The organism is Opitutus sp. GAS368 (assembly GCF_900104925.1).
Classification (GTDB): Bacteria; Verrucomicrobiota; Verrucomicrobiia; order Opitutales; family Opitutaceae; genus Lacunisphaera.
Genome location: NZ_LT629735.1, coordinates 605,635 through 628,605, shown reverse-complemented (window position 1 = coordinate 628,605; position 22,971 = coordinate 605,635). Strand labels below are relative to the sequence as shown.

24 protein-coding genes are annotated in these 22,971 nt (G+C 62.5%); 14 read left to right on the top strand and 10 right to left on the bottom strand.

The annotated features are described in order from the left end of the window. Positions 1-4: 4 nt before the first annotated feature. The 3 genes from BLU29_RS02725 to BLU29_RS02715 all read right to left on the bottom strand — a co-directional run bounded on the left by BLU29_RS02725 (position 5) and on the right by BLU29_RS02715 (position 2,875). Positions 5-949, bottom strand: a complete 945-nt coding sequence (locus BLU29_RS02725) for a glycosyl hydrolase family 43 (protein WP_091055046.1) — start codon at positions 947-949, stop codon at positions 5-7. Further along, positions 946-2,049 carry a glycosyltransferase gene (locus BLU29_RS02720; RefSeq protein WP_172830195.1) on the bottom strand — a complete coding sequence of 368 codons (1,104 nt, stop codon included), beginning with the start codon at positions 2,047-2,049 and terminating at the stop codon, positions 946-948. The genes BLU29_RS02725 and BLU29_RS02720 overlap by 4 nt, the downstream gene beginning before the upstream one ends. Positions 2,050-2,218: 169 nt before the next feature. Next, on the bottom strand, positions 2,219-2,875 hold the full coding sequence (locus BLU29_RS02715; protein ID WP_091055044.1) for a response regulator transcription factor: 657 nt from the start codon (positions 2,873-2,875) through the stop codon (positions 2,219-2,221). Positions 2,876-3,050: 175 nt separating this feature from the next. On the opposite strand from BLU29_RS02715, the gene BLU29_RS02710 reads away from it, so the two are divergent. The 11 genes from BLU29_RS02710 to cysK all read left to right on the top strand — a co-directional run bounded on the left by BLU29_RS02710 (position 3,051) and on the right by cysK (position 13,800). Continuing rightward, positions 3,051-5,018 carry a TonB-dependent receptor gene (locus BLU29_RS02710; protein WP_157693571.1) on the top strand — a complete coding sequence of 656 codons (1,968 nt, stop codon included), beginning with the start codon at positions 3,051-3,053 and terminating at the stop codon, positions 5,016-5,018. Further along, entirely contained in the window at positions 5,006-5,602 is a 597-nt protein-coding gene (locus BLU29_RS02705; RefSeq protein WP_091055042.1) for a YfiR family protein, read from the top strand. The genes BLU29_RS02710 and BLU29_RS02705 overlap by 13 nt, the downstream gene beginning before the upstream one ends. A 1-nt stretch (position 5,603) precedes the next feature. Then, positions 5,604-7,049 carry an ATP-binding protein gene (locus tag BLU29_RS02700; protein ID WP_172830194.1) on the top strand — a complete coding sequence of 482 codons (1,446 nt, stop codon included), beginning with the start codon at positions 5,604-5,606 and terminating at the stop codon, positions 7,047-7,049. Between the two features lie 78 nt (positions 7,050-7,127). Further along, entirely contained in the window at positions 7,128-7,907 is a 780-nt protein-coding gene (locus BLU29_RS02695) for an MBL fold metallo-hydrolase (protein WP_091055040.1), read from the top strand. 85 nt (positions 7,908-7,992) lie between these two features. Beyond that, positions 7,993-8,574 (top strand): Rrf2 family transcriptional regulator, encoded by a 582-nt coding sequence (locus BLU29_RS02690; RefSeq protein ID WP_091055039.1) that lies wholly within the window; start codon positions 7,993-7,995, stop codon positions 8,572-8,574. Beyond that, a complete protein-coding gene (locus BLU29_RS02685; RefSeq protein ID WP_091055038.1) occupies positions 8,571-8,759 on the top strand; it encodes a YezD family protein in 189 nt (62 codons plus the stop codon). The genes BLU29_RS02690 and BLU29_RS02685 overlap by 4 nt, the downstream gene beginning before the upstream one ends. A gap of 106 nt (positions 8,760-8,865) precedes the next feature. Then, a complete protein-coding gene (locus BLU29_RS02680) occupies positions 8,866-10,206 on the top strand; it encodes a porin (protein ID WP_091055037.1) in 1,341 nt (446 codons plus the stop codon). Between the two features lie 7 nt (positions 10,207-10,213). Beyond that, on the top strand, positions 10,214-11,173 hold the full coding sequence (locus BLU29_RS02675) for an ABC transporter substrate-binding protein (protein ID WP_091055036.1): 960 nt from the start codon (positions 10,214-10,216) through the stop codon (positions 11,171-11,173). Beyond that, complete coding sequence (locus BLU29_RS02670) at positions 11,170-11,973, top strand: ABC transporter ATP-binding protein (protein ID WP_091055035.1); 804 nt, start codon at positions 11,170-11,172, stop codon at positions 11,971-11,973. Before BLU29_RS02675 ends, BLU29_RS02670 begins: the two co-directional genes overlap by 4 nt. After that, positions 11,973-12,737: an ABC transporter permease gene (locus BLU29_RS02665; RefSeq protein WP_091055034.1), complete on the top strand. Its 765-nt coding sequence runs from the start codon at positions 11,973-11,975 to the stop codon at positions 12,735-12,737. Before BLU29_RS02670 ends, BLU29_RS02665 begins: the two co-directional genes overlap by 1 nt. Before the next feature lie 79 nt (positions 12,738-12,816). Further along, on the top strand, positions 12,817-13,800 hold the full coding sequence (gene cysK / locus BLU29_RS02660) for a cysteine synthase A (RefSeq protein ID WP_091055033.1): 984 nt from the start codon (positions 12,817-12,819) through the stop codon (positions 13,798-13,800). Between the two features lie 347 nt (positions 13,801-14,147). On the opposite strand, the gene rsmH is transcribed toward cysK, so the two are convergent. The 6 genes from rsmH to BLU29_RS02635 form a co-directional block, all read right to left on the bottom strand. After that, positions 14,148-15,212 carry a 16S rRNA (cytosine(1402)-N(4))-methyltransferase RsmH gene (gene rsmH / locus BLU29_RS02655; RefSeq protein WP_091055032.1) on the bottom strand — a complete coding sequence of 355 codons (1,065 nt, stop codon included), beginning with the start codon at positions 15,210-15,212 and terminating at the stop codon, positions 14,148-14,150. A gap of 263 nt (positions 15,213-15,475) precedes the next feature. Then, entirely contained in the window at positions 15,476-16,378 is a 903-nt protein-coding gene (locus tag BLU29_RS02650; RefSeq protein WP_091055031.1) for a cytochrome c oxidase assembly protein, read from the bottom strand. A 447-nt stretch (positions 16,379-16,825) separates the two neighbouring features. Then, on the bottom strand, positions 16,826-17,236 hold the full coding sequence (locus BLU29_RS02645) for a hypothetical protein (RefSeq protein WP_091055030.1): 411 nt from the start codon (positions 17,234-17,236) through the stop codon (positions 16,826-16,828). 8 nt (positions 17,237-17,244) lie between these two features. Continuing rightward, a complete protein-coding gene (locus BLU29_RS17810; protein WP_157693570.1) occupies positions 17,245-17,460 on the bottom strand; it encodes a hypothetical protein in 216 nt (71 codons plus the stop codon). 29 nt (positions 17,461-17,489) lie between these two features. Beyond that, entirely contained in the window at positions 17,490-17,834 is a 345-nt protein-coding gene (locus BLU29_RS02640; protein WP_091055029.1) for a DUF6614 family protein, read from the bottom strand. Between the two features lie 109 nt (positions 17,835-17,943). After that, positions 17,944-18,723, bottom strand: coding sequence for a type II CAAX endopeptidase family protein (locus tag BLU29_RS02635; protein WP_157693569.1), 780 nt, complete (start codon positions 18,721-18,723; stop codon positions 17,944-17,946). Positions 18,724-19,233: 510 nt separating this feature from the next. Between BLU29_RS02635 and BLU29_RS02625 the strand changes: the two genes are divergently transcribed. Continuing rightward, positions 19,234-20,958: a restriction endonuclease gene (locus tag BLU29_RS02625; protein ID WP_197677752.1), complete on the top strand. Its 1,725-nt coding sequence runs from the start codon at positions 19,234-19,236 to the stop codon at positions 20,956-20,958. 216 nt (positions 20,959-21,174) lie between these two features. Here BLU29_RS02625 and BLU29_RS02620 read toward each other — a convergent pair whose 3' ends face one another. Next, positions 21,175-21,414, bottom strand: a complete 240-nt coding sequence (locus BLU29_RS02620) for a helix-turn-helix transcriptional regulator (protein WP_091055025.1) — start codon at positions 21,412-21,414, stop codon at positions 21,175-21,177. A gap of 111 nt (positions 21,415-21,525) precedes the next feature. Here BLU29_RS02620 and BLU29_RS02615 point away from each other — a divergent pair, with 111 nt between their 5' ends. Beyond that, positions 21,526-21,768 (top strand): hypothetical protein, encoded by a 243-nt coding sequence (locus BLU29_RS02615; protein WP_091055024.1) that lies wholly within the window; start codon positions 21,526-21,528, stop codon positions 21,766-21,768. A 731-nt stretch (positions 21,769-22,499) separates the two neighbouring features. Further along, positions 22,500-22,856, top strand: a complete 357-nt coding sequence (locus BLU29_RS02610) for a hypothetical protein (protein ID WP_091055023.1) — start codon at positions 22,500-22,502, stop codon at positions 22,854-22,856. Positions 22,857-22,971 lie beyond the last annotated feature (115 nt).

Here is a 22,971-nt window from a genome sequence, read left to right as displayed (position 1 = left end):
CGGCTCAACTGTCCTGCCGCGGGCGGCCGACGTAGCCGAGGCCCATTTGCGCCATGTGCCGCTGCAGGTTGATCTTGTGGCGGGCCCAGGTTCGCACGGTGCGCTTGGTGTCGATCAGGGTCAGCTCGCCGCATTGGGCCAGCGTGTGGCAGCCGTCCTGGTGGGTGGGGGAAAAGAGATCGCCGGTGAGCTCGGGGCCCAGCCGCTCGATGGCGATGTGCTCCGGCGTCAGCGTCGTGAACCGGAGCAGGCGCAAGGATCCGCCATAGGTCCGGCCGCAGTCCTGCACCGGCAGGATGACGCCGCCGTCGCGGGTGAAGAAGGGCGTGCCGCCCGGGCGGGCTCCGCGCCGATCCTGGCGCACGGGGTTTTGCGGGTGCAATTGCCAGGGGCCCGTCAGCTTGTCCGCATAGGCGACATGCAATTCGCGCTGATCCCGGGCCTGCGGGCCGACCACGGTGAAGAACATCCACCAGCGGCCCTCGTGGTGCAGCACGGAGGCCTCGGCGCCGGGGATGCCCGCCAGCAGGGCGGTCTCCCGCACCCATTGGCGCGGAAAATCCCGGGCGCGGTAAAGCGCGATCTCGCCCGCCCGCTGGCTCTCGGGGATCATGAAGACCTCGCCGTCATGCTCGATGATGTAGGGATAGGAGAGGTGAAACGGACGACTGAGCACCGTGGCCTTGCCGCGCCAGGCGAGATCCGGGCCGAATTCGTGGTGCTCGATCGCCGCGTGCTTGGTGCGGTAATCGAAGGCCTCGACAAACACATGGGTGGCGCCGTTGCGTTGCAGGCCGAACGGGTCGGCGAGGTAACGCCACGGTCCGGGGTCGGGCAACCAGGTGACTTTTCCGCTGATCCCGGCGGGGGCGGGCGATTGCAGGAACGCAGTGATCGGAGCCTGCACGATTCCGGCCTGCCAGAAATCGCTGGAAGGCGGACGGATCATGCACCCGCCGGAGCGGTGGTCCAGGTCCGGGAGGCGGCCTGCGGTTGCGCTTCGATCACCGTGCGGTAAAAATCCATGACGTTGGCTACGCGCACCGTGGGATCAAAGACGCTGAGATCGTAGGTCTGGCGGGGCAGCGCGCCGGCTTGGAAACGTTCGGCGGCGGCCGACAGTTCCGCGCTCAGCGCGGTGATGGAGCCCGGCTCGACCAGCGCGACCGGTTGGTTGCGGAGGAACTCGGCGGGACCCTCGGCGGCGGTGGCCACAATCGGCACCCCGGCGCCCATGGCTTCGACGATCGCGAGGCCGAATGATTCCTCCCGCGAGGGGGAAACAAAAAGATCGATCTCGCGCAGGCAGTCATGCACCTCGGCACAGTAACCCGGCAGGTGGATCCGGGGGTCACCGGCGCGCAGTGTTTCCAATTCCGCCCGCTGGGGACCCTCGCCGAGAATCACGAGGGCGGCGTGCGCCGGGGCCGCGGCCCGGAAAGCGGAGATGAGCACATCCATGCCTTTGCTGGGATGCAGCCGGCCGACGGCACCGACCAGGAAGGTGCCGGCACTCAGGCCGAGCTTTTCCCGGAAGCCAGGAGCCGACAAGGCGGTGCCGCGCTCCGGCAACCAGTTGGGAATGGTCCGGGCCAGGCCGCGATAGCCGGTCAGGCGGCCGCCTTGCGCGCCGTTGACGCAGATCAGCCCGCCGAGCCGGGAATGCTGGCGAGGCTTGTAGCCCACATGCAGGGTGGCCACCGTATGGAACCGGGCCGGCAGGCGGCCGAGCGCCTTGCACGCGGCGCTCAGATGACCGTGGCAGACTTCGGGCTGGAGGCGCATCACCAACCGGCGCAGGCGCAGGCCCCGGAAGAAGAGGCCGAAACCATGAAAAGTGACACCCGGCGCCAGCGCTGCCGCCAAGGGTGAGCGGCTCATGCCCGCCACATGCACCTCATGACCCAGCGCGGCCTGGCGGTTCGCAAGATCAAGACAGTAACGCTCGGAGCCGGCGATGCGGGACGAAAAAACCACATGCAGGATGCGCCTTTGGGGCTGGGTTTCCGACAACGGATGGGCGGAATCGTAGCGGGGAGGAGGAGGCACTGCGGGAAAGGGAAGAAGGATGATTTGAAGCCCCGCTTTACCATCTGGGTTACAATCGGGGAGCCGCATGGAGAGCGGCTTGCACACTTTACTCCTTTTCCGGGGTAATTGCTGCGGGGTAGCACCCGTTTCCAGTATAGGACGCCGCCCTACTGGAGCAGGCGGCGGATCACTGCCGGCTGGCCGCCCAACGCACGGCCTCGCGCATCAGTTCGCTGGCGTTGGCCAGGCCGAGCTTGTCCTTGATCCGGGCACTGTAGGCCTGCACCGTCTTCATGCTTAAACCCATCTCCGTGGCAATCTTACGGGTGGCCTGACCTTCGCCCAAGCGGCGAAATACCTCCATCTCGCGGTCGCTCAGCTGTTCGACCACGCCGACCGGCTGGTCGGATGTGTGCCCAACCATGCGGGCCGTAAGAAGAGCGAGAGTCTCAGGGCGGGCATAGATCTGGCCAGCCAGCACGGCGCGGATGGCCTCCATGATGCCGCTGGTCGAGTCGCGCTTGGTCACGTAGCCGCGCGCCCCGGCGCGGAAGGCCCGTTCCACGAAATAGATCTCCTCATGCATGGACAGCACCACGACCTGCGTGGTGGGGCTCTGGAGGCGCAGATCCTTGATGAGATCGAGCCCGGAGCCGCTTTTCAACGAAAGGTCCACGATCGCGAGTTCGGCCTTCAGCGCCATGATACCGGAGAGGGCGGTGGCGGCGGAATCGGCCTGGCCGACGATCTCGAATTCCGGCTCCTGCCGGAACAGGGCCAGCAGCCATTCGCGGACCAGAGTGTGGTCATCGACCAGGAAGATGCGTTTCCGGCTTTCGCTCATGTGGTGATATCGGGCAATGCGGCGCGGCCGCACTTTCGGATCAGAAACGCGCAGTTTGCTTCGATGGACCCGGGCTGCAACAGCATTTGCATTTTCCCCCCAATCGCCCGCCAGCCCGCTGCCGCCCGCGGGCTTTAATCTTGCCTCGACGGGGCCCTCGGTTGGCTTAGGGCGGATGTCAGCCCCGCAGATCCCCAGTTCCAGGGTCAGGCCGTGCCAGGCCGGGGCTTGGCGCCGCGCATGGCTGCTGGCGGTCGGATTGTGGGCCTGCGCCGGCCCGCTCAGCGGGCAGCTCAAGCCAACGCTGCCCGCGCCGAGCGAACTCAAGAAGCTGAGCGTCGAGGAGCTCATGGACATCGAGGTGAGTTCGGTTTCCAAGCATCCGGAAAAACTTTTCGAGGCGGCCTCGGCCATCCAGGTCATCACCGCGGATGATGTCCGGCGCGCCGGGGCCCGCAGCCTGCCCGAGGCGCTGCGCCTGGCCTCGAACCTCGAGGTCGCACAGATCGATTCGCGCCAGTGGGCGATCACGGCGCGCGGATTCAACAACGTTTTCGCCGACAAGATGCTCGTGCTGATCGACGGTCGCACCGTCTACACGCCGCTCTACGCCGGCGTCTACTGGGACGTGCAGAGCACGTTGATGGAGGACCTCGACCGCATCGAGGTCATCAGCGGGCCGGGCGCCACCCAGTGGGGTGCCAATGCCGTGAACGGGGTGATCAACATCACGACCAAGAGCGCCAAGGACACCCAGGGCGGTCTGCTCACGACCGGCGCCGGCGATTTCCTGCACGGTGACGGCGCGGTGCGATATGGCGGCAGGCTGGCGCCGAACGTGTATTACCGGGTTTATGGCAAGCTGCTCGAGCAAGGCGATTCGCGCCAGCTCAACGGCCAGCCCGGCAACGACGAGTGGCGCCTGCGGCAGGGCGGCCTCCGCGTGGATTGGGAAAGCGCCGCCGACACCACGTTCACCCTGCAGGGCGATGCCTACGACGGAAGGTTCGGCCGGACGGGACCCGATGACATCGGCGCCTGGGGGCGCAACCTGCTGGGTCGCTGGTCACGCACGCTGGCGGAGAACTCCGACCTGCGCTTCCAAGTTTATTACGACCACACCTCCCGCATCATTCCGGCATCCTTCACCCAGACCCTCGACACCTATGATTTTGATTTCCAACACCGGTTTCCGCTGGGTCGACGCCATGATATCACCTGGGGCGCCGGCTACCGGGTGGTCGAAGACGGCGTCATCAACACCCCCGCCAATGCCTTTCTGCCGCCCCAGGTCACCCGGCAGATGTTCAGCACCTTTGTCCAGGACAGCATCTCGCTGGACGATGACCGCTTGCATCTCACGCTCGGGACGAAGCTCGAGCACAACGATTACACGGGCTTCGAGCTGGAACCGAGCATCCGGGCGGCCTGGACACCCGCGAAGAACCGGACCCTTTGGGCGGCCGTCTCGCGGGCCGTGCGCACCCCCTCGCGAATCGATCGTGATCTCTTCTCCCCCGCTACGCCACCGTATCGCGTCTCCGGCGGCCCCAGCGTCGTCTCGGAAAAGCTCGTGGCGTGGGAACTCGGCTATCGTCAGGCGCTCACCGACCGCCTCGCGCTGGCGCTGGCCACATTCTACAACGACTACAATGACCTGCGCAGCCTCGAGCCGCTGAATCCGCCCGCCGCGTTCCCCATCGCGCGCAACAGCGGCCTGCGCGGCCACTCCTCCGGCGCGGAGCTGACCATGGAGTGGCGCGTGACGGATACCTGGCGATTGCATGCCGGTTACACCGAACTGCGCGTCCACACCGAAAGGCAGCCGGGCAACACCGACCTCACCAGTGATCGGAACATCGCCCGCGATCCGAACCGCCAGCTGACGCTGCGTTCCCAGTTCGATCTGTCCTCCCGGTGGGAGTTCGATTCCACCGCCCGTTACGTCGGGCCCATTAACAACCAGGTCGTGCCCGGCTACACGGAGCTGGACCTGCGCCTCGGCTGGCACCCCACGTCCGACTGGGCGTTCTCCCTTGCCGGCCAGAACCTCCTGCACGCGCAGCACGCGGAGTTCAACGTCCAGGGTGGGCGCCGCGAGATCGCCCGCAGTGTTTACGGCCAGGTCACATGGAGTTTCTGAGGGGCATCATCTCGGTTCTCCTGCGCCGGCGGTTCGTGCGGCCCGGGGCGGTGTGGCTGCTTGGCGCCGTCCTGCTCACGGGCGCCGCCGCGCAGACTCCGCCCCCGCCGCTGACCGCCGAATACCAGGTCAAGGCGGTCTTCCTGTTCAATTTTGCGCAGTTCGTCGACTGGCCCGCCGCGGCCTTCGAGAACGATCAGGCCCCCATTGTCATCGGCGTGTTGGGGGAGGATCCTTTCGGCTCCTACCTCGATGAGGTGGTGCAAAGCGAAAAGATCGGCGACCGGGCGCTGGTCGTCCGGCGCTACCGCCGCGTGGAGGAAGCCCTCGGTTGTCACATCCTCTTTATCGGCCGCTCGAACGCCGCCCAGCTCGACCGGGTGCTGGCCCGCCTGCAGGGCACGAGCGTGCTGACCGTCGGGGATCTGGACAATTTCTGCCTGCGGGGCGGGATGGTGCGATTCGTCACGGAAAAGGGCAAAATCCACCTGCGCATCAATATGGATGTCGCCAAGGCGGGCGGCCTCACGATCAGCTCCAAGCTGCTGCGGTGGGCGACGATCGTCACAACGGGAAAGGACTGACATGCAATTTCAGAACGTCCCGATCCAGCGGAAGCTGATGGTGCTCATGCTCGGCACCAGCATGCTGGTGCTCGTGCTCACCTGCACCGCGTTCCTGGGTTACGATGTCTATGCCTTCCGTCAGACGTCGATGCGCCAGCTCTCGACCCTCGGTGACTTTGTCGCCACGAACAGCACCGCGGTGCTGGCCTTCGACAACGCCGACGACGCGACGGAGATCCTGGGCGCGCTCAAGGCCGAGCGCCACATCACCGCGGCGGCGCTCTATGACAAAAGCGGCCGGCTTTTCGCCCGTTATCCCGCCGACCGGCCGGATGCGGAGTTTCCCGCCACGCCCCAGGCCGACGGCTACCACTTTGCCGGGGGATATCTTACCGGGTTCACGCCGGTGGTGCAGGTCAGGGGTAGCCAGCGCCTCGGCACGCTCTACCTCAAGTCTGGCTTGGAGGAGATGTATGCCCGGTTGCGGCTTTACGGCAGCATCGCCGTCCTGATTGCCGTGGTGCTCTCGCTGCTGGCCTATGGGCTCTCGCGCAAGCTCCAGCAGCAAATCTCCCGTCCCATTCTCGCGCTCGCCGAGACAGCCAAGGCGGTGTCGAACCAGCGCGACTACTCCGTGCGCGCGCTCAAGCTGGGCGAGGACGAACTGGGCCTGCTGACCGAGGCTTTCAACCATATGCTGGAACAGATCCAGCAGCAGAATCTCGCGTTGCAGCGCGCCTATGACGAGTTGGAGGCCCGCGTGCGCGACCGCACGGCCGAGCTGGCCGCCGCCAACAAGGAACTCGAGGCCTTTGCCTCGTCGGTTTCGCATGACTTGCGGACGCCGTTGCGGGCGATCAACGGGCTCGCGGAAATCCTGCTGAAAAACCCTCCCGGCGAGCTGACGGCGGAAGCCCGGCGTTGCATCACGCTGATCCACCGGGGCTCCAGCGAAATGGATCAGTTGATCGACAGTATCATGGCTTTTTCCCGCCTGAGTCACGAGGCGCCGGCGCGCCAGGAGATCGACCTGACGGCCCTGAGCCACGACGTGTTTCGCGATCTGGTGGGGGGGAAGCCGGATCAGCGCGTGGCGTTCCGGGTCCAGCCGCTGGGCACGGTCAGTGCCGATCCGACCTTGCTGCGCCAAGTGCTGGTCAATCTGCTGGCCAACGCGCTCAAGTTCACCCGGAAGGCCAATCGGGCGGTCATTGAGGTGGGCCTGGTGCGGTCCGACGACGACGGCCCCGTTTATTTCGTGAAGGACAACGGAGTCGGCTTCGACATGGAGCAGGCCGACCGCCTTTTTGTGATGTTCCAACGGCTCTCTCATCAGGGGGAGTTCGAGGGCACCGGGGTCGGACTGGCGATGGTGCGGCGCATCATCGAGCGTCACGGCGGGGAGGTCTGGGCCGAGGCGGAGCCGGGGGCGGGGGCCACCTTTTTCTTCACCCTGCCCAGGTAGGCCGCCTGGAGCCGCCCGCGCCCGACGGGACGCGGGTTTGCACTTCACATCGTTGCGCCCCCGGTGTTCCTTGGCCGGATGGAAGTCATCTTCATGGGCACGGGCACGTCGCAGGGTGTCCCGATGATCGCGTGCCACTGCGCGGTCTGCACCTCGAGCGACCCGCGCAACCAGCGCACGCGGGCAAGCATCCACGTCGTGATGGACGGCCTGCACATCCAGGTGGATGCCGCGCCGGAGTTCCGGCTGCAATGCCTGCGGGAGCAGGTCGAGCAACTCGACGTCTTCATCCTCACGCACGGGCACAACGACCACATCACCGGCATGGACGACCTGCGGCGCTTCTGCGACCTGCATGGCGGCACGGCGCTGACGGTCTATTCGACGAACGAAGGCATGAGCCGGGTGTTGGCGATGTTTCCGTATGCCATCGCCGAACGGCCGGTGGCGAAGGGTTACGCGGCGTTCAAGCTCGTCGACATGCCGCCCGTACTGGAATTCCCGCAGGGCACGATTCATTCCACGCTGCTGCCGCACGGCGGCATCAACACCCTCGGGCTGGTCTTCCGGGAAAAATCGTCGGGCAGGAAGTTCGCCTATTACTCCGATTGCAAACGCATCCCGCGCGAGGCGGTGGCGCTGGCCACCGGGGCCGAGGTGGTCGTGCTCGATGGCCTGAGGGTGGAGCCGCACCCGACGCACATGAACATCGAGGAAGCCTGCGCGGCGGCGGCGGAGATCGGCGCCCCGACGACCTATCTCACCCACCTGACCCACGGGGTTGAGCACGAAACTTGGAACCAGAAGCTGCCGGCAGGTATCCAACTGGCCCACGACGGCCTAAGACTGACGCTCTAGGCCTTGTGTCATAGAACATTCTAAAAGAAGCAAATAGCTCTTGCCTTAATCCCCACTAAAATAATGTAGATTGAAGCACTAGCCTATGAAGCTCTCCAAGCGCGGCGAATACGCCCTCCGATCCCTGATCAACCTTGGCATCGCCGCCAAGGTGGGCCGGTCGCTGGTGCGCGTGACGGAGCTCGCCAAAGCCGAGGACCTGCCGATCAAGTTTCTTGAGCAGGTGATGCAGCAGCTGCGCGAGGCCGGTTTTGTCGAGAGTGTGCGCGGCAAGCATGGCGGCTACCGCCTCGCCAAGGCTTCCAGCCAGATTCACATCGGTCAGATCGTGCGCCTGATTGACGGCCCGCTGGCTCCGATTGGCTGCGTCAGCCAGACGGCCTACGCGCCGTGCAACTGCCCGGACGAGGCCCACTGCGGCTTGCGGATGCTGATGCTCGATGTGCGCAACGCCATCGCCGCCATCCTTGACCGCTACACGCTGGCGGACGTCGTCGAGGTCACCACCCGCAAGATGGTGACCAGCGGGCGGCCTTTGCCTTACAGCACGCCGGCGGCGGCGCCGGCCGCCCGGTTAAGGTCCAAGGGCCGTGGCCGCCGGCCGCGCGCCAACACCAGCCCCACCGAGGGCGTCATTCATCAGCTGCTCGGAGACTACGCCATATGAGCGAATCCAGCCTTCACCCCAAATCCGGCGAACAGCCCGAGTGGCTGCGTGTCGTCCAGGAAAAGGTCGAATCGCTCCGCTACGGCGTCGTGCAGCTCGTCGTCCACGACGGCCGCGTCACTCAGATCGAGCGCACCGAAAAGACGCGCCTGGTCGCCGGCAGCCGCGAGGGCGCCGCCCACTGATTTAACCTGCCTACCGCCACCCGCGCAGGCCCCACCACGATCAACCCCAACCATCCACTGACCCGACCACGGGAAGTTCCCATGAAAACCGACCAGACCTGCTCCCATGAGGAACTCCGCCTTCCGCCCTCTCGCGCCCGCGCTCGCCGCGCTGCTGGCGCTTTCACCCGCCCTCAGGGCTGACGAACTCGCGCAACTCCGCGAACAAATCCACGCCCTCGAACACAAACTGCTCGTGCTCGAACGAAAACAGGAAATCCAGGACGAACGCATCGCCGTCACCGACAAGGGCGTCACGCTCGCGTCGGCCGATGCCGCCAACTCGCTCAAGCTGCGCGGGCTGGTCCAGCTCGACCACCGGCTGTTCCTCAACGACGGCGGTATCGTGAACAACGGCTTTGTGCTGCGCCGCGCCCGGCTCATCGCCGAGGCCCAGTTCGCGAAAACCTTCACCTTCCAGATTGTGCCCGAATTCGGCGGCAGCAGCGTCAGCCTTGTCGACGCCAACGTGGGCATCGCCGTCAGCCCGGCGCTCCAGTTCAAGCTCGGCCGTCTCAAGTCCCCCGTGGGCTACGAGCTGCTGCAATCCGACTCGTGGACGTTCTTCAACGAGCGCTCCATCGTCACCAACCTCGTTCCCAACCGCGACCTCGGCATCACCGCCGGTGGCGACGTGCTGGACGGCCGTTTGAGCTATACCGTGGGCGTCTTCAACGGCGTGGCCGACGGCGCCAGCTCGACCAACAGCGACTTCGACAACGAGAAGGACTTCGTCGGACGTGTCTTCGCCTCGCCGTTCAGGAATGCGCTCGGCTCGCCGCTCCAAGGCCTCTCCTTCGGTCTCGCCGGCAGCTACGGCCGCCAGAAGACCGCGGCGGGTCGCACCAGCGGTTACCGCACTGACGGCCAGCAGACCTTCTTCTCCTATCTGACAACCACCGTCGCCGACGGTCCGAGCTGGCGCGTCTCGCCGCAGGCCGACTTTCGCAAGGGTCCGCTGGGCCTCATCGGCGAATACGTGCTCTCTACGGTCAATGTCCGCCCGAGTGCGACCGGCCCCAAGGCCGGGCTGCAGAACCGGGGTTGGCAGATCGCCGGCGGCTACGTGCTGACGGGGGAGGACTCGTCTTACAACGGCGTCGTGCCACGCACCAACTTCGACCCTGCCGCCGGCACCTGGGGAGCCTTCGAAGTCACCGGCCGCTACGCCAACGTGCGGATCGATGACGCGGCCTTCCCGATTTACGCTTCCGCCTCGGCCAGCGCCAGCGAGGCCACCTCGTTCGGCCTCGGCTTGAACTGGTATCTCGGCAAGGCCGTTGTCTTCAAACTCGACTATTACCAGACGAACTTCGGCTTCGCCGCGGGCGCGCCCGCCGTGTCGGCCACGCCGGCTCTCCGGCAGGACGAGAAGTCCATCATCACCCGCTTCCAACTTTCCTTCTGATCCTGTCATGAAACGCTTTTTCTTCCTCTTCCTTTTCGCCGCCAGCATCCCTTTGGTTCGCGCGGAGAAGGTCACGCTGCGCGTCGGCTATTTTCCCAACATCACCCACGCCCAGGGCGTGATCGGCAGCCATTCCACCCGGGAGAAACACGGCTGGTTCGAGCAGCGCCTCGGCCCGGATGTCACCATCCAATGGTATCCCTTCAACGCCGGCCCAAGCGCCATGGAGGCGATCTTCGCCGGCTCCATCGACCTGACTTACGTCGGCCCCAACCCCGCGCTGAACGCCTACATTCGTTCACAGGGCGACGAGATCCGGGTGCTGGCCGGCGCCGCCCTCGGCGGAGCCGCGTTGGTGGTGCCAGGCGACGGTCGCATCACACAGCCAGGCCAGTTCAAGGGCCTGCGCCTCGGCACGCCGCAACTGGGTAACACGCAGGATGTCGCCGCGCGCGCCTGGCTGAAGCAGCAGGGCTACAAGACCACCTTGACCGGCGGCGACGTGCTCGTGCTGCCCACTGCCAATCCCGATCAGCTGGCGCTCTTCCAGCAGGGCAAACTCGACGCCGTCTGGACCGTGGAACCCTGGGTGTCGCGGTTGGAACTGGAGGCCAATGGTCGGATTTTCCTGGAGCAAAAGGACGCCGTTACGACGGTGCTGGTCGGCAGCGTGAAATTCCTGCAGGCGCATCCGGACCTGGTGGCAAAGTTCACGGCGGCGCACCGGGAACTCACCGCCTGGCTGAACGAGCATCCGGACGAGGCGAGGGCGCAGGTGCGCGCCGGCCTGAGCGCCGAAATGAAGCGTGAGATGTCCGCGGCGATCGTGACAAGCGCCTGGGGCCGGCTGAAGTTTTCCGACCAGGTGACACAGAAGCAGTTTGAGGCCTTGGTCACGGAGGCGCAAAGTGTCGGCTTCCTGCGCAACGTCATTTCCCTCGATCGAATGTTTTCCGGCCAGCCATGACCCTTGCCACCGAGCTCTCCGCCGCGCCCTCGGCGCACCTTGCCATCGACAAGGTCACGAAATGGTTCGAGACCTCGCGCGGTCGCGTGCAGGCGCTGGACGAGGTCAGCCTCCAGGTGGCGGAAGGGGAGTTCGTATGTCTGGTCGGGCCCAGCGGCTGCGGCAAATCCACCCTGCTGAACATGATCGCCGGCCTGGAGATGCCGGGGCAGGGCAGCGTCGAGGCCGGCGGCCAGCCCATCAAGGGGCCGAGCCGCGAGCGCATGATGATGTTCCAGGAGTCGGCGCTCTTCCCGTGGCTCAACGCCTACGGCAACGTGATGTTCAGCCTGAAGCGCAAGCCCGGGCTCACCGACCGCGAGCGCCGCGAGGTGGCGGAATACTACCTCAAGCTGGTCGGGCTGGAAAAGTTCATGCACGCCAACATCCACGAGTTGTCCGGCGGCATGAAGCAGCGCGTGGCCCTCGCCCGGGCCCTCGCCCCCAATCCCCGCGTCCTGCTGATGGACGAGCCCTTCGCCGCGCTCGATGCCATGACGCGCGAGCAGCTTTACGGCGATCTCCAGCGCATCTGGACCCAACGGCATGTCACCATCGTGTTCGTCACGCACAATGTGCGCGAGGCCGTGTGCCTCGGCGACCGGGTGGTGCTGTTCTCGCCGCATCCCGGGCGCATCCGCGAGGAGTTCAAGGTCACCCTGGCGCGGCCGCGCGACATCAACAGCGTCGAGGTGGCGGGCTACGCCACGCGCATCACCCGGGCCCTCAAGGACCACCTGGAGCACGGAGCCGGCATCTGATGAAGCGCTTCCTCACCGCCACGGTTTTCTTCCTGTTGCTGATCGCCGCGTGGCACTGGGTCTATGTGCGGCGCTTCTGGTCGCCGGTGCTGGTGCCCTCGCCGGAAAGCGTGGGCCGCTACCTGTGGGAGATCGCCCTCGACGGCTCGCTGTTGGACAGCACGGTCGTCACGATGAAGCGGCTGGTGGCCGGGTATTTCATCGGGTTGCTGGCGGGGTTGCCGCTGGGTTTCCTGACCGCCCGGGTGCAGGCCATGCGCGACACCCTTGGCGTGCTGGCCTTGGGCTTGCAGGGGCTGCCGAGCGTGTGCTGGGTGCCGCTAGCCCTGCTCTGGTTCGGCCAGACGGAGGGCGCGATGCTGTTCGTCGTGGTCATGGGCACGCTGTGGTCGGTCATCCTCGCGACGGAGACCGGCGTGCGGAACGTGAACCCGCTCTATATCCGGGCGGCCCGCACGATGGGTTCGGAGGGCCTGCACACGTGGGTGACGGTGATGCTGCCGGCGTCGCTGCCGTTCATTGTCAGCGGCATGAAGCAGGGCTGGGCTTTTGCCTGGCGGTCGCTCATGGCGGCGGAAATCTATGTGACCATCCTGACCGGGTTCGGCCTCGGGCACCTGCTGCACTACGGTCGCGAGCTGAACGCCATGGAACAGGTCGTTGGCATCATGCTGGTGATCGTGCTGATCGGCCTGCTGGCCGACAAAATCCTCTTTTCCCCCTTTGAGAAATTCCTGCACCGCCGCTGGGGTACCGAGAAGTAAGCATTTATGACAAGCTCGGGGTTGCCTCCCGCGGCGAACGACCTACCTTAACCCAACCTCAACTCAACCCACGACGATCATGGCCAAGATATACAACGACATCACGGAAACCATCGGCAACACCCCCCTCGTGCGGCTCAACCGCACCGCCGCCGCCCACGGCGCCCAGGCGGAAATCCTGCTCAAGCTCGAATTCTTCAACCCCCTGTCGAGCGTCAAGGACCGCATCGGCTTCTCGATGATCGATGACGCCATCAAGTCGGGCAAGATCACCAAGGACAGCGTCATCATCGAGCCGACCAGCGGCAACACGGGCATCGCGCTGGCCTTCGTCGCCGCCGCCAAGGGCCTCAAGCTCATCCTCACCATGCCCGAGACGATGAGCACCGAGCGCCGCAAGCTGCTCAAGATCCTCGGCGCGCGCGTCGTCCTCACCGAGGGGCCCAAGGGCATGAAGGGCGCCATCGCCAAGGCCGAGGAGCTGGCCGCCAAGATCCCGCACAGCATCATCCTCCAGCAGTTCTCCAACCCGGCGAACCCGGCCATCCACCGCAAGACCACCGCCGAGGAGATCTGGCGCGATACCGACGGCAAGGTGGACATCATCGTGTCCGGCATCGGCACCGGCGGCACCATCACCGGCGTCGGCGAGGTGCTGAAGGCGCGCAAGCCCTCGATCAAGATCGTCGCACTCGAGCCCGATGCCTCGCCCATCCTCTCGGGCGGCGCCCCGGGTCCGCACAAGATCCAAGGCATTGGCGCCGGCTTCGTGCCCGCTGTGCTCAACACCAAGATCTACGACGAGGTCATCCGCGTGAAGGAAGCGGACTCCGGTCCGGTCTCGAAGCAGGTCAACCAGCTCGACGGCATCCCGGTCGGCATTTCGTCCGGCGCAGCCGTCTGGGCCGCCATCCAGCTCTCGAAGCGCCCGGAAAACAAGGGCAAGCAGATCGTGGCGATCATCCCGTCCAGCACCGAGCGCTACCTGTCCACCTGGCTCTTCGCCGATGTCAACGTGGAGAGCGATTCGGTGGACGACCTCATCCCGGCCGCGGGCGCCTGAGTCTGATCATCATTAATGTAGGGGCGTCCCTTGTGGACGCCCGCGGGCGCCGACAAGCGGCGCCCCTACAGATTCAAGCCGGGCCTGCGGGTCCGGCTTTTTGTTGTAGGAGCCTGCTTGCAGGCGACCCAGGGCGAGATCCGTTGGCGTGCTTTTCAAATCGCATCCCGGCCACGGGCGTTTGAGTCTGATCATCATTAATGTAGGGGCGTCCCTTGTGGACGCCCACGGGCGCCGACAAGCGGCGCCCCTACAAATTCAAGCTGGGCCCGCGGGTCCGGCTTTTTGTTTGGTAGGGGCGCTTGCCCTCAAGCGCCCGGGCCGTTGAGGGCAACGGCCCCTACCGGTCACGCCCGCACGGCCCAGCGCAGCTTGGCGGAGGAGCTGCGCGGATTCGCCCGGAGTTCCTCCGCCCCGGCGCGAATGACCTCCTCACTCACGGCCGAGTAGATTCCGTCGCGGTGGCCGGCCTTGAAAGCGGCCTTCACGCGGCGATCCTCACCGGAATGGAAGGTCAGGATCGCAACGCGGCCGCCGGGCTTGAGCGTGTAGGGCAGGTTGCGCAGGAAAAGGTCGAGCACGCCGAACTCGTCGTTCACCGCGATCCGCAGCGCCTGGAACACCCGGCGCACCGGCGTATCGTCGGTCTCCTCGCCGCGACCGGGCTCGGGCAGATGGAGGATGTCCCGGATGGCCTCCGCGAGCTGGCGGGTGCGGGTGAAGGGACTGGCCGCCCGGCGAGCCACCAGTTCGCGGGCGAGCAGCCCGGCTTTCGGCTCATCCGAGTTCTCCGTCAGCGCGGCGGCGAGATCGGATTCTTTCACCCGGGCCAGCCATTCGGCCGCGGACGGCGGGCGCGAGGGATTCAGGCGCAAGTCCAGCGGACCGTCGGCCTTGAAGGTGAAGCCGCGCACCGGATCGTCGATCTGCATCGAGGACACTCCGAGGTCGGCGAGGATTACATCCACGCCGGTCAGGCCCAGACCGGTGAGAACCTTGGGCAAGCCGGCGAAATTGCCGCGGATCGGCGCGAAGACATCTTCGCCCCAACCGGCCGCGCGGAGGCGTTCGGTTGTGCGGGGATGTTCGATCGGATCGACATCCAGGCCGATCAGGCGGCCGCCGGGGATGAGCTTGGGCAGGATTTCGCGGGCATGGCCGCCGTAACCAAGGGTGCAGTCCACCGCGATTTCGCCGGGCCGGAGCGCGAGCACGCCCAAAATCTCGGCCACCATGATGGGGCGATGGCTGCCGGCCGGGGTCTTGCCTGAAGCGAGAACCTTGGCGACATCGGCGGCATAGCGCTCCGGATTGTGCTCCTTGTATTTGTCCTCGAAGCGCCGCGGGTTTTTCCCCGCGTAGCGCGGCCGACGCTTGTGCGGAGCGGGATCGGAAGGAGTGGGATCGGGCATCGAAGAAATCCTCTTCCAACCAAGGCGGTTTAACCACTACGGAGTGTTTCAAACCCAACAAATACCCGTTTCCTGTCATTCTGAACGAAGTGAAGTCTAGCCAGCAGGCTGGTTCGACATCCATGCGTTCGCTCGCGATATGGCCTTCGTTGCCGTGGATCCTTCGCTTTGCTCAGGATGACAAACCGGGTTTGAAAACACTCCTTAATGCCCACTAATGGATTACTAATCAGGAGGCTGGGTTTGGTCGGATTAGTGTCCAATCAGTGTGGATTAGTGGTGCCCGCTGCTTTGTTTTTTCCGAGCGCCGGATGCTTCGCCTCGTTGGCCTGATACCAGCGGTAGAAGCTCACCGTGGACGCAATCGCCCCCACGCTCATGCCGATGAGCTTCATCATGGCGCCGGCCAGCAGCTGGTCACCCGCGGCGCCCATGCTGACGCCGAAAAGCTTGATCAGCGGGGCGAATTCGTAGGTCGGGTAGAGGACATCGGGCGCGAACGCGATATAGGCGAAGAGCGGGGTCATGCCGATGACGACCGCGGTCAGGTAAACAATCTGGCTGGCAAAGGAGACCCGCGGGAGCTCGGTCGCCGGGCTCAGCACCGGCCACCAATAGAACAGGCCGGCGCCGAAGAACATGAAATGCTCGGCGATGTGCACGAGGCGGTTCTGCAGCGCCAGGTCGTAGAAGGACGGCAGGTGCCAGATGGAGAGGACGCTGATATAAATGGTGCCGCACACCACCGGGTGCGTGAGCACGCGCAGGGCCGGGCGCAGGCCGGGCCGGCCGGTCAGCGGTCGCACGAGCCAGTCCGGCAGGCCGAGCAGGAAGAGGACGGCGGCGGGGTAGATGATGAGCTGGTGCTGCAGCATGTGCGCGCTGAGCAGGTAGCGCTCGCCCAGCTGGTCGAGGGGCGAGCCGACCGCGAGATAGAAGACGACGAGCGCCGCGTAGAACTTGATTGCGTGACTACGCGGGTAGGGGATCGAAGCTGGGAGCTGGGAGCTGGGAGCTGGGAGTTCGGGGCCCGAAGCTGATGGCTGATAGCTGACGGCTGACAGCTTTCCGCGCAGCGGTCCCGTCAGGATGGCATAGAGCCAACCGAGAAAGATGAGCCCGCCGATCAGGATCGGTTCATTGTGCCAGTGGGTCCAGTCGATCATCGCCGCCTACTTAAAGTCAGGAGGGAGAAAATGGCTACCAAAAGAGCAAGGCAGCCAAAGTAATAAGAGGTGTCGTTCGCGTCAGAAGCTCAGGCGCTTAGGGAGTGTTTTCAAATCCAACAAATACCCATTGCCTGTCATTCTGAGCGAAGTGAAGAATCCATGCTTTCGCTCGCGATATGGCCTTCGATGCCCTGGTTCCTTCGCTCCGCTCAGGATGACAAACCGGGTTTGAAAACACTCTCTAGCGCTACTCCGTCAGGTATATGATGCCCCGGGCGACACACCCCGCCCTGACGGGCACCCCTCTCCAGAGGGGACCCAAACCAACGCCGGCGATAATCCCCACTGGAGAGGGGCCTGTCGGCCATAGGCCCGGCGACGGCTGATGGCGCGTAGCGCCAGGGTGGGTCAGAACCCAACGGAGTGGTGCTCGGGGCGGCCGCGTCAGAAGAATCCACGGAGGAAAGCGGCCGCTTCATCCGAAATGCCGACGATCTTGTTCGTCGCCTGACGATAGTATTTGAAATTGAGTTCGGTTTCGGGCCGGCCGTCATTCCAGTTGGAAAAAGGTTTAAGCTCGCTCCGTCCCAAGCGCTGCTTCGCGAGTGCGGTGCGCCTGATGGTGATGCTCACGCGCGGCGTCTGCCGGGTGATTCCGCGTTGCTTGGCGATCGCCTTGGCCGAGGTGACAACGCCGCTCGCGATGAGGCCCGGCCCGCCCTCGTTCTCGCTCGCGAAGACGAAGATCGTGTCGCCTTTGGCGATGCGCTTGCCGCCATACATAGTCTTTTGGGCGCGGAACACGAACGTCTCTGCCCGTGGATCGCCAACCTCGGCTTTGATCGCGTATATCATGTTCCTCCTCACTTCTTGAGCATATCGTCTTTCCGGGCCTGTTCCGTGGCATCCTGTTGTTGCTGGGGACTGTTTCGGTCGGGATAACGCAGTGACTGCTCTTTGAACCGGGTCTGATCATCCTTGATGACCTCATTGGGATCCCGGGGAGGCGTTGAGGCGCATGAAGCGCAAAACAAGACCGCAGCGATGGCACAACCGACAACGGAAACTTTCTTCTTCATGGCAATATCTGGGTTTAGATATCGCACGCCTAGAGACCAAGTATGCTATCGATCAACGGCTCTTCCATGAGGGAAAAAATCTCAACGTGGAAATCAGTCACGACATCGATCACGTTGCCATGTAACCCTGAGTGTATGCCTCGGGCGGCTTGCTTCTTCATCGCCTCCGCCAGCTGGACCTCATCCACGAATTGAACCAGGGCGTGGTAGCGCGGCAGCTTGGATCGCGGAGGTCCACCCTTGTTCCGGAGAAGCTGAAACTTCGTGGCCTCATCGCTCGCGCAGAGATTCGTCAAGAACCGTCCAACCACAGCCAGTCCATCGGCTTCGCGGACCCCGGGTTTCAAATTAAACCAGACGTGATAGTGGATCATCTTTTGCCGAGACGTTAACGGTGAGTCGTGCGCGGGCGAGCGTGGGGTGGACCTGAAATCAGGGGAAGGGTGGAGCGTAAGTGATCAGCTTGCCAGTCGCGCTTGCCACTCAGGCGGTTTGCACATCCGGAGAAGGACGCTGCGGCAGTCGCGTCGCCAACAGTAGAGAAGCGCTCAATGTGACAGCGACGAGAATTCCTTGCGCAATGCTCCACTGGGTAGCCGTCCACGTCTCCGTGCCGCGGGGGGTAAGAAATGACGTCCCGGCCCCCGCCCCGAAAAGCAAATCGCGGGTCCAATTCCATGCGCTGTGAACGCCAACCGCGGCCGGAAGACTGCGCCAGCGATAGAACACCAACCCGAACAAAACGGACCCAGCCGTCGTGCTGACAAGCGCCACGCCCCACGTCCATCCGCACACCACATGAAAACATGCGGCTACGAGTGCGACGATCGCCTGTGAAGGCCAAAGGCCGACCAAGCGCGTAAGGCTGTCAAACGCATAGCCGCGCCACGCGAGTTCTTCGCAAGCGTTCGTCGCCAAATGGTAAATGGCGGCACCCATGAGACTCATGATCGACACCGACGGGTTGAAAACCCATTCGAAGGGTAGAGCCGCACGCAAACTGACCACGCCAATGCCGAATAACATGAAACCGCTCGCGAACCCGACGAGCAGATCCTTCGCAGAGAGCAGAGAGAACGAGACCCGGTAGTCTGCGATCGACCGACCTTCCCGGCGAAGGAGTGCATTGGTGGAATACCCCAGAATGACCGCGATGGCGGAGGCACGGATAATCGGTGGCAGGGTAACAAACGGCACCGGAAACCCCTGATAAGCGACCACGACGAAGGGGAATGCCAAGAGCAGATAAGCTCCGGTGCGCACGACGCGGATTGATCGGAACTTACTATCTAGTGGAGGAAGTGCGCTCATTGAAGCGTAGGTTCATTTTTGTCTTTGCCATTCAGTTTTGCGAGGATCGCGAGCGCCACAATCAGGGTTAGCTGATACCAGATGAAGAACAGCGTGAAATATTGTTTCCACTGAAATGTCTGTGACTTGGCGTATGGGTATGCCAACTTCCAGTATACTGTGGAATATACTACAAGCGAGACGCTCCAATAGAGCGTGCGTTTGTTTTTTGCAGAATTCATTTTGCTTTTGATAAGCACAGTCAGAGAGTGTTTTCAAATTTTCCGCCGAACTTTAGTGGTGAGTCATGCGCGGGCGAGCGTGGTATGGACCTGAAATCAGGGGAAGAGTGGAGCGAGGGAGGCTCACGCAATCACGGTTGCTTCCCGTGCGTTGGGTCGGGCGGCTGATTCGGCTCACTCTTAGTTCTCCCACTGCAACTCTGTCGCGGCTGGCTCTGTATAAGTTTCCACTTTGTCATGCTTGCTATTCAGTGTTGCCGTTAGCCTTAGTTTGGGTGTTCTTAAAGGCGCGATGGGTTTTCTTTATAACATCGAGATTAAGCACGATGGCTTGGGCAAACATCGCGTAATTACCGGCTCCAACCGAGAGATCGTGCAGAGCAAGGCGCGTGCACAGATGGCTGAGTGGGACGCAAAATATAGCATGGTTCGCTCCAAGGTAGATGCGCGTCGAGGAGTCGAAGATAAGGTTGAACAAGCGGTCAAAGAGACTGAAAAGGCCAGGCAAGCCATCGACGAGTTGCAAACACTTCTCAGCGCTGTGCTAGATATTAAGCATGCAATAGACTGGGAGTCATTGAAGGAGAGACCAGCGTTTTTAAACGAGCCACCAAAGCGGCCTGAATTGCTTGGTTTCCCGCGTGAACCTAAGCCTAGCGACGTTTTGTTCGAGGCCAAGCTAGGGTTGTTAGATATGGTCTTTTCGACACGTGCTGAAAAAAAGAATGCTGAGGCTAAGGCAAAATATGAAATGGCCAGAGTCACTTGGGGGAAAGCAGTGGAGCGGCTTCGACAGGCCAACAAAGAGAGTATGCAGACATATGAGAACGAAGTCGCTGCTTACAACGCAGAGAAGCAGGCGTTCGAAGAAACTATCGCTAGTAAGAATGCGGGTGTCGACGAGCAAAGAAAACGTTATCTCAATAAGGAGATAAGTGCGATACACGACTATTGTGATCTTGTCTTGTCGCGCAGCCAGTATCCGGACTCCTTTCCCAAGGAATGGGCAATTGAATATCAGGCTGAATCGAAAACAATCATCATTGATTACAAGTTACCCAATATTGATCAGTTACCTAGGATCAAGGAGGTAAAATACATCAAAGCACGTGATGAGTTTAAGGAAACGCAGATCGGTCAGGCAGAGTGCAACGCTCTTTATGACGACGTGTTGTATCAGCTATGCCTTCGCTCAGTCTTTGAACTCTTCCGCTCGGATGTAATTGGCGCGGTTGATGCGGCTGGATTCAATGGCATGGTAACAGCCATCGACCGCAGCACGGGGCAAACTGTGACCGCGTGCATTATATCTCTTCATGTGACCAGGGCAGAGTTCGAGAAACTAAACTGGTGGCAAATTGATCCAAAGACGTGCTTCCGCAGTTTGAAGGGCGTGGGAAGCAGTAAACTCCACGTTATAACTCCAGTCGCACCTATCCTTCAGCTAAACCGAAAGGATAGTCGTTTTGTTTCAGCTCACGCCGTCGCCGACTCACTAGATTCCTCTTTCAACCTGGCTGCGATGGATTGGGAGGAGTTCGAACATTTGATTCGTGAAGTCTTTGAGTCCGAATTCAAGTCAACCGGAGGCGAGGTCAAGGTGACACAGGCCAGCCGAGATGGTGGGGTAGATGCCATTGCGTTTGATCCTGACCCGATCCGAGGGGGGAAGATTATTATCCAAGCTAAACGTTACACAAATACGGTTGGCGTATCAGCCGTGCGCGACCTCTATGGCACGCTCATGAATGAAGGAGCGAACAAGGGGATTTTGGTGACGACTTCTGACTTTGGCCCCGATGCGTTCGAATTCGCGAAAGGGAAGCCTCTCACCCTAATGAATGGGGGAAATCTTTTGTTTCTTTTGGAGAAACATGGGCACCGTGCAAAAATCGACATTAAAGAGGCGAAACAGATACTGGCTGAACAACAACCAAAGATGAACGGGACAAGCGCGATGGGATAAAAGTGGCGGAGGCCCGGTTGGTAGTAGCCGCCGATGTCGGCGGGTTTCAACATTCGCCGGGCCTATGGCTGTCAGGTGCCTTGGACGGCGATAAGCTTCTTCACGATCTGCGGCTCGGCGGCCTCGAGTTCAACGGCGATTGGCTGGAAGATGCTCTGAAATTGGAGATTTGAGATGAGGACGTGGCCGTCATTACGGTCGCGCCTCCCATGTTTCTTAATCCTTGTCTGGCATCAAATGGTTCCACGGGCAGCCCAGGATCTTTTTGATTCGGGCGAGGGTGGTGGCGCTGGGGTTGATGTCACCTGCCTCTATTCGTTGGTAGTTGCGATTACTTATCTCCAGGGCTTCGGCCATCTTCTCTTGGCTGAGTTCGCGAGCGTGGCGCTCGATCTGGATGTTGCGGCCCAATCGGATCAGGTAGGAAACGTCCCCTTTTTTCTTCGGTGTGCGCACGACTTATAATGCCGTGTTTCTCGATTGACAGACACGTCATAACATGTCGCCTAGTCACGCATGAGAAACACAGACCATACTCTTCAAGGGTCGAGTGCTGCACTTGCGCCGGTGTTCGCGCTGTTCCTCGATTCGCCGACAGTGAAACGGGAGCCAATCCTCAATCGCCACGGGCAGCTGCGGGTGTTTGGTTCGGAGCGGGAGGCGCAGGAAGCGATCGCGCGGATCGGGCTGCGGAAGCTGCAGGCGTTCTTGGACGGGAAGAAGGATTTCGATGACGCCCTGACTGTCGAGGAATACTACCTCGAGGTGTGGTTGTCCCGAAACGGCTTGGTGGTTGCGGAGGGTGCGTGACAGTTAGTTACACCATCGCCGCGTGGCCTCGCGACCGGGCGAGTAAGACCGGGACACCGCTCCCTGGCAATCCATAGAAGAGCTTGCCGGGGGTCGGACCGGCGGGCGGGGGTGAGGGAGATCTGAAATCTCAGATTCGAATCTCATATGCCGTCACGGCTTCACGGGCTGAATTTGTGTGCCTGAAAATAGGTGCCCGGAAACAGGCGGTTTGGCCTATCCTCCCCGGGGTGGTGGAGCGGTAACATGCCGTGCAGTGATTCGTATGCAGGAAACGTGGTTACAGTGCTCCTTGACTGATACTTTCGGGTGCGAAATGGCCTGGGTATCCCTTTCCGGGCTTTCCGGCCCACAGGCCAACCTTCGGGAGACGCGTGACCCTCGATGGGAGACGCCATACCCAAAGAAGGTAACGCGATACCCAAGGGAGGAGACGCGTTACCCAAGCCGGGTAACGTCATACCCAAAGGGGGAGAGGCGATACCCGAACCGGGTAAGACGATACCCAAAGGAGGAATCGCACGACCCGAAGAGGGTAACGCGATACTCGAGGCGGGTAACGCCAGACCCAAGGGAGGAAGCGCGCGACCCAAAGCGGGAGACGCAATACCCGAAGGGGGGAACGCGATACCCAACAGGGAGAGGGGCTACCCGGTCGTCAGGACATGGGCCAATTTGGTCAACGATCACCAAACCTAACAAACAACAGGCCAAATAAACTAAGAACAAACATGCCAACGAAATACAATCCGGCCGTCGTTCTGATCGACGCCAACAAGATCATCGATACCTGGTCGGCGAACGCCGACTTCAAGCTGGGCACAGTGACGCTCGAGAGCTTCACGGCCGCCCGGGACAAAGTGGCCGCGGCCGACGCTACGGTGGAGTCAAAGAGGACGGAACTCTCCGGCCTCATGAACGATCGGGATGACAGTGCCGCGGTCTTGCACGACCTCGTGACGCGGGCCCGCTCGGGTTTCCGGGCCGCCTATGGTCCGAACTCCTCCCAATACGAGCAGTCCGGCGGCACACGAAACAGCGAACGCAAGGTCGCGAGTCGCAGGGCGAAGCCGGCCGCGGGTTCATGAGATAGTGCGGACTAGGGAGTGCTTTCAAAGCTCGGAAAGGAGACCACTAAAAGGATTCCGCCAACGGCGGAATCTACTTTCTCTGCTCCGGCTAATCGCCTCCGCCGACAGGTTC

What these genes read in the sequence shown, in the direction of transcription:
- BLU29_RS02725 (WP_091055046.1), bottom strand. Translation starts at nt 949, where the DNA reads ATGATCCGTCCGCCTTCCAGCGATTTCTGGCAGGCCGGAATCGTGCAG.
- BLU29_RS02715 (WP_091055044.1), bottom strand. Translation starts at nt 2,875, where the DNA reads ATGAGCGAAAGCCGGAAACGCATCTTCCTGGTCGATGACCACACTCTG.
- BLU29_RS02710 (WP_157693571.1), top strand. Translation starts at nt 3,051, where the DNA reads ATGTCAGCCCCGCAGATCCCCAGTTCCAGGGTCAGGCCGTGCCAGGCC.
- BLU29_RS02705 (WP_091055042.1), top strand. Translation starts at nt 5,006, where the DNA reads ATGGAGTTTCTGAGGGGCATCATCTCGGTTCTCCTGCGCCGGCGGTTC.
- BLU29_RS02700 (WP_172830194.1), top strand. Translation starts at nt 5,604, where the DNA reads ATGCAATTTCAGAACGTCCCGATCCAGCGGAAGCTGATGGTGCTCATG.
- BLU29_RS02695 (WP_091055040.1), top strand. Translation starts at nt 7,128, where the DNA reads ATGGAAGTCATCTTCATGGGCACGGGCACGTCGCAGGGTGTCCCGATG.
- BLU29_RS02690 (WP_091055039.1), top strand. Translation starts at nt 7,993, where the DNA reads ATGAAGCTCTCCAAGCGCGGCGAATACGCCCTCCGATCCCTGATCAAC.
- BLU29_RS02685 (WP_091055038.1), top strand. Translation starts at nt 8,571, where the DNA reads ATGAGCGAATCCAGCCTTCACCCCAAATCCGGCGAACAGCCCGAGTGG.
- BLU29_RS02680 (WP_091055037.1), top strand. Translation starts at nt 8,866, where the DNA reads ATGAGGAACTCCGCCTTCCGCCCTCTCGCGCCCGCGCTCGCCGCGCTG.
- BLU29_RS02675 (WP_091055036.1), top strand. Translation starts at nt 10,214, where the DNA reads ATGAAACGCTTTTTCTTCCTCTTCCTTTTCGCCGCCAGCATCCCTTTG.
- BLU29_RS02670 (WP_091055035.1), top strand. Translation starts at nt 11,170, where the DNA reads ATGACCCTTGCCACCGAGCTCTCCGCCGCGCCCTCGGCGCACCTTGCC.
- BLU29_RS02665 (WP_091055034.1), top strand. Translation starts at nt 11,973, where the DNA reads ATGAAGCGCTTCCTCACCGCCACGGTTTTCTTCCTGTTGCTGATCGCC.
- cysK (WP_091055033.1), top strand. Translation starts at nt 12,817, where the DNA reads ATGGCCAAGATATACAACGACATCACGGAAACCATCGGCAACACCCCC.
- rsmH (WP_091055032.1), bottom strand. Translation starts at nt 15,212, where the DNA reads ATGCCCGATCCCACTCCTTCCGATCCCGCTCCGCACAAGCGTCGGCCG.
- BLU29_RS02650 (WP_091055031.1), bottom strand. Translation starts at nt 16,378, where the DNA reads ATGATCGACTGGACCCACTGGCACAATGAACCGATCCTGATCGGCGGG.
- BLU29_RS02645 (WP_091055030.1), bottom strand. Translation starts at nt 17,236, where the DNA reads ATGATATACGCGATCAAAGCCGAGGTTGGCGATCCACGGGCAGAGACG.
- BLU29_RS17810 (WP_157693570.1), bottom strand. Translation starts at nt 17,460, where the DNA reads ATGAAGAAGAAAGTTTCCGTTGTCGGTTGTGCCATCGCTGCGGTCTTG.
- BLU29_RS02640 (WP_091055029.1), bottom strand. Translation starts at nt 17,834, where the DNA reads ATGATCCACTATCACGTCTGGTTTAATTTGAAACCCGGGGTCCGCGAA.
- BLU29_RS02610 (WP_091055023.1), top strand. Translation starts at nt 22,500, where the DNA reads ATGCCAACGAAATACAATCCGGCCGTCGTTCTGATCGACGCCAACAAG.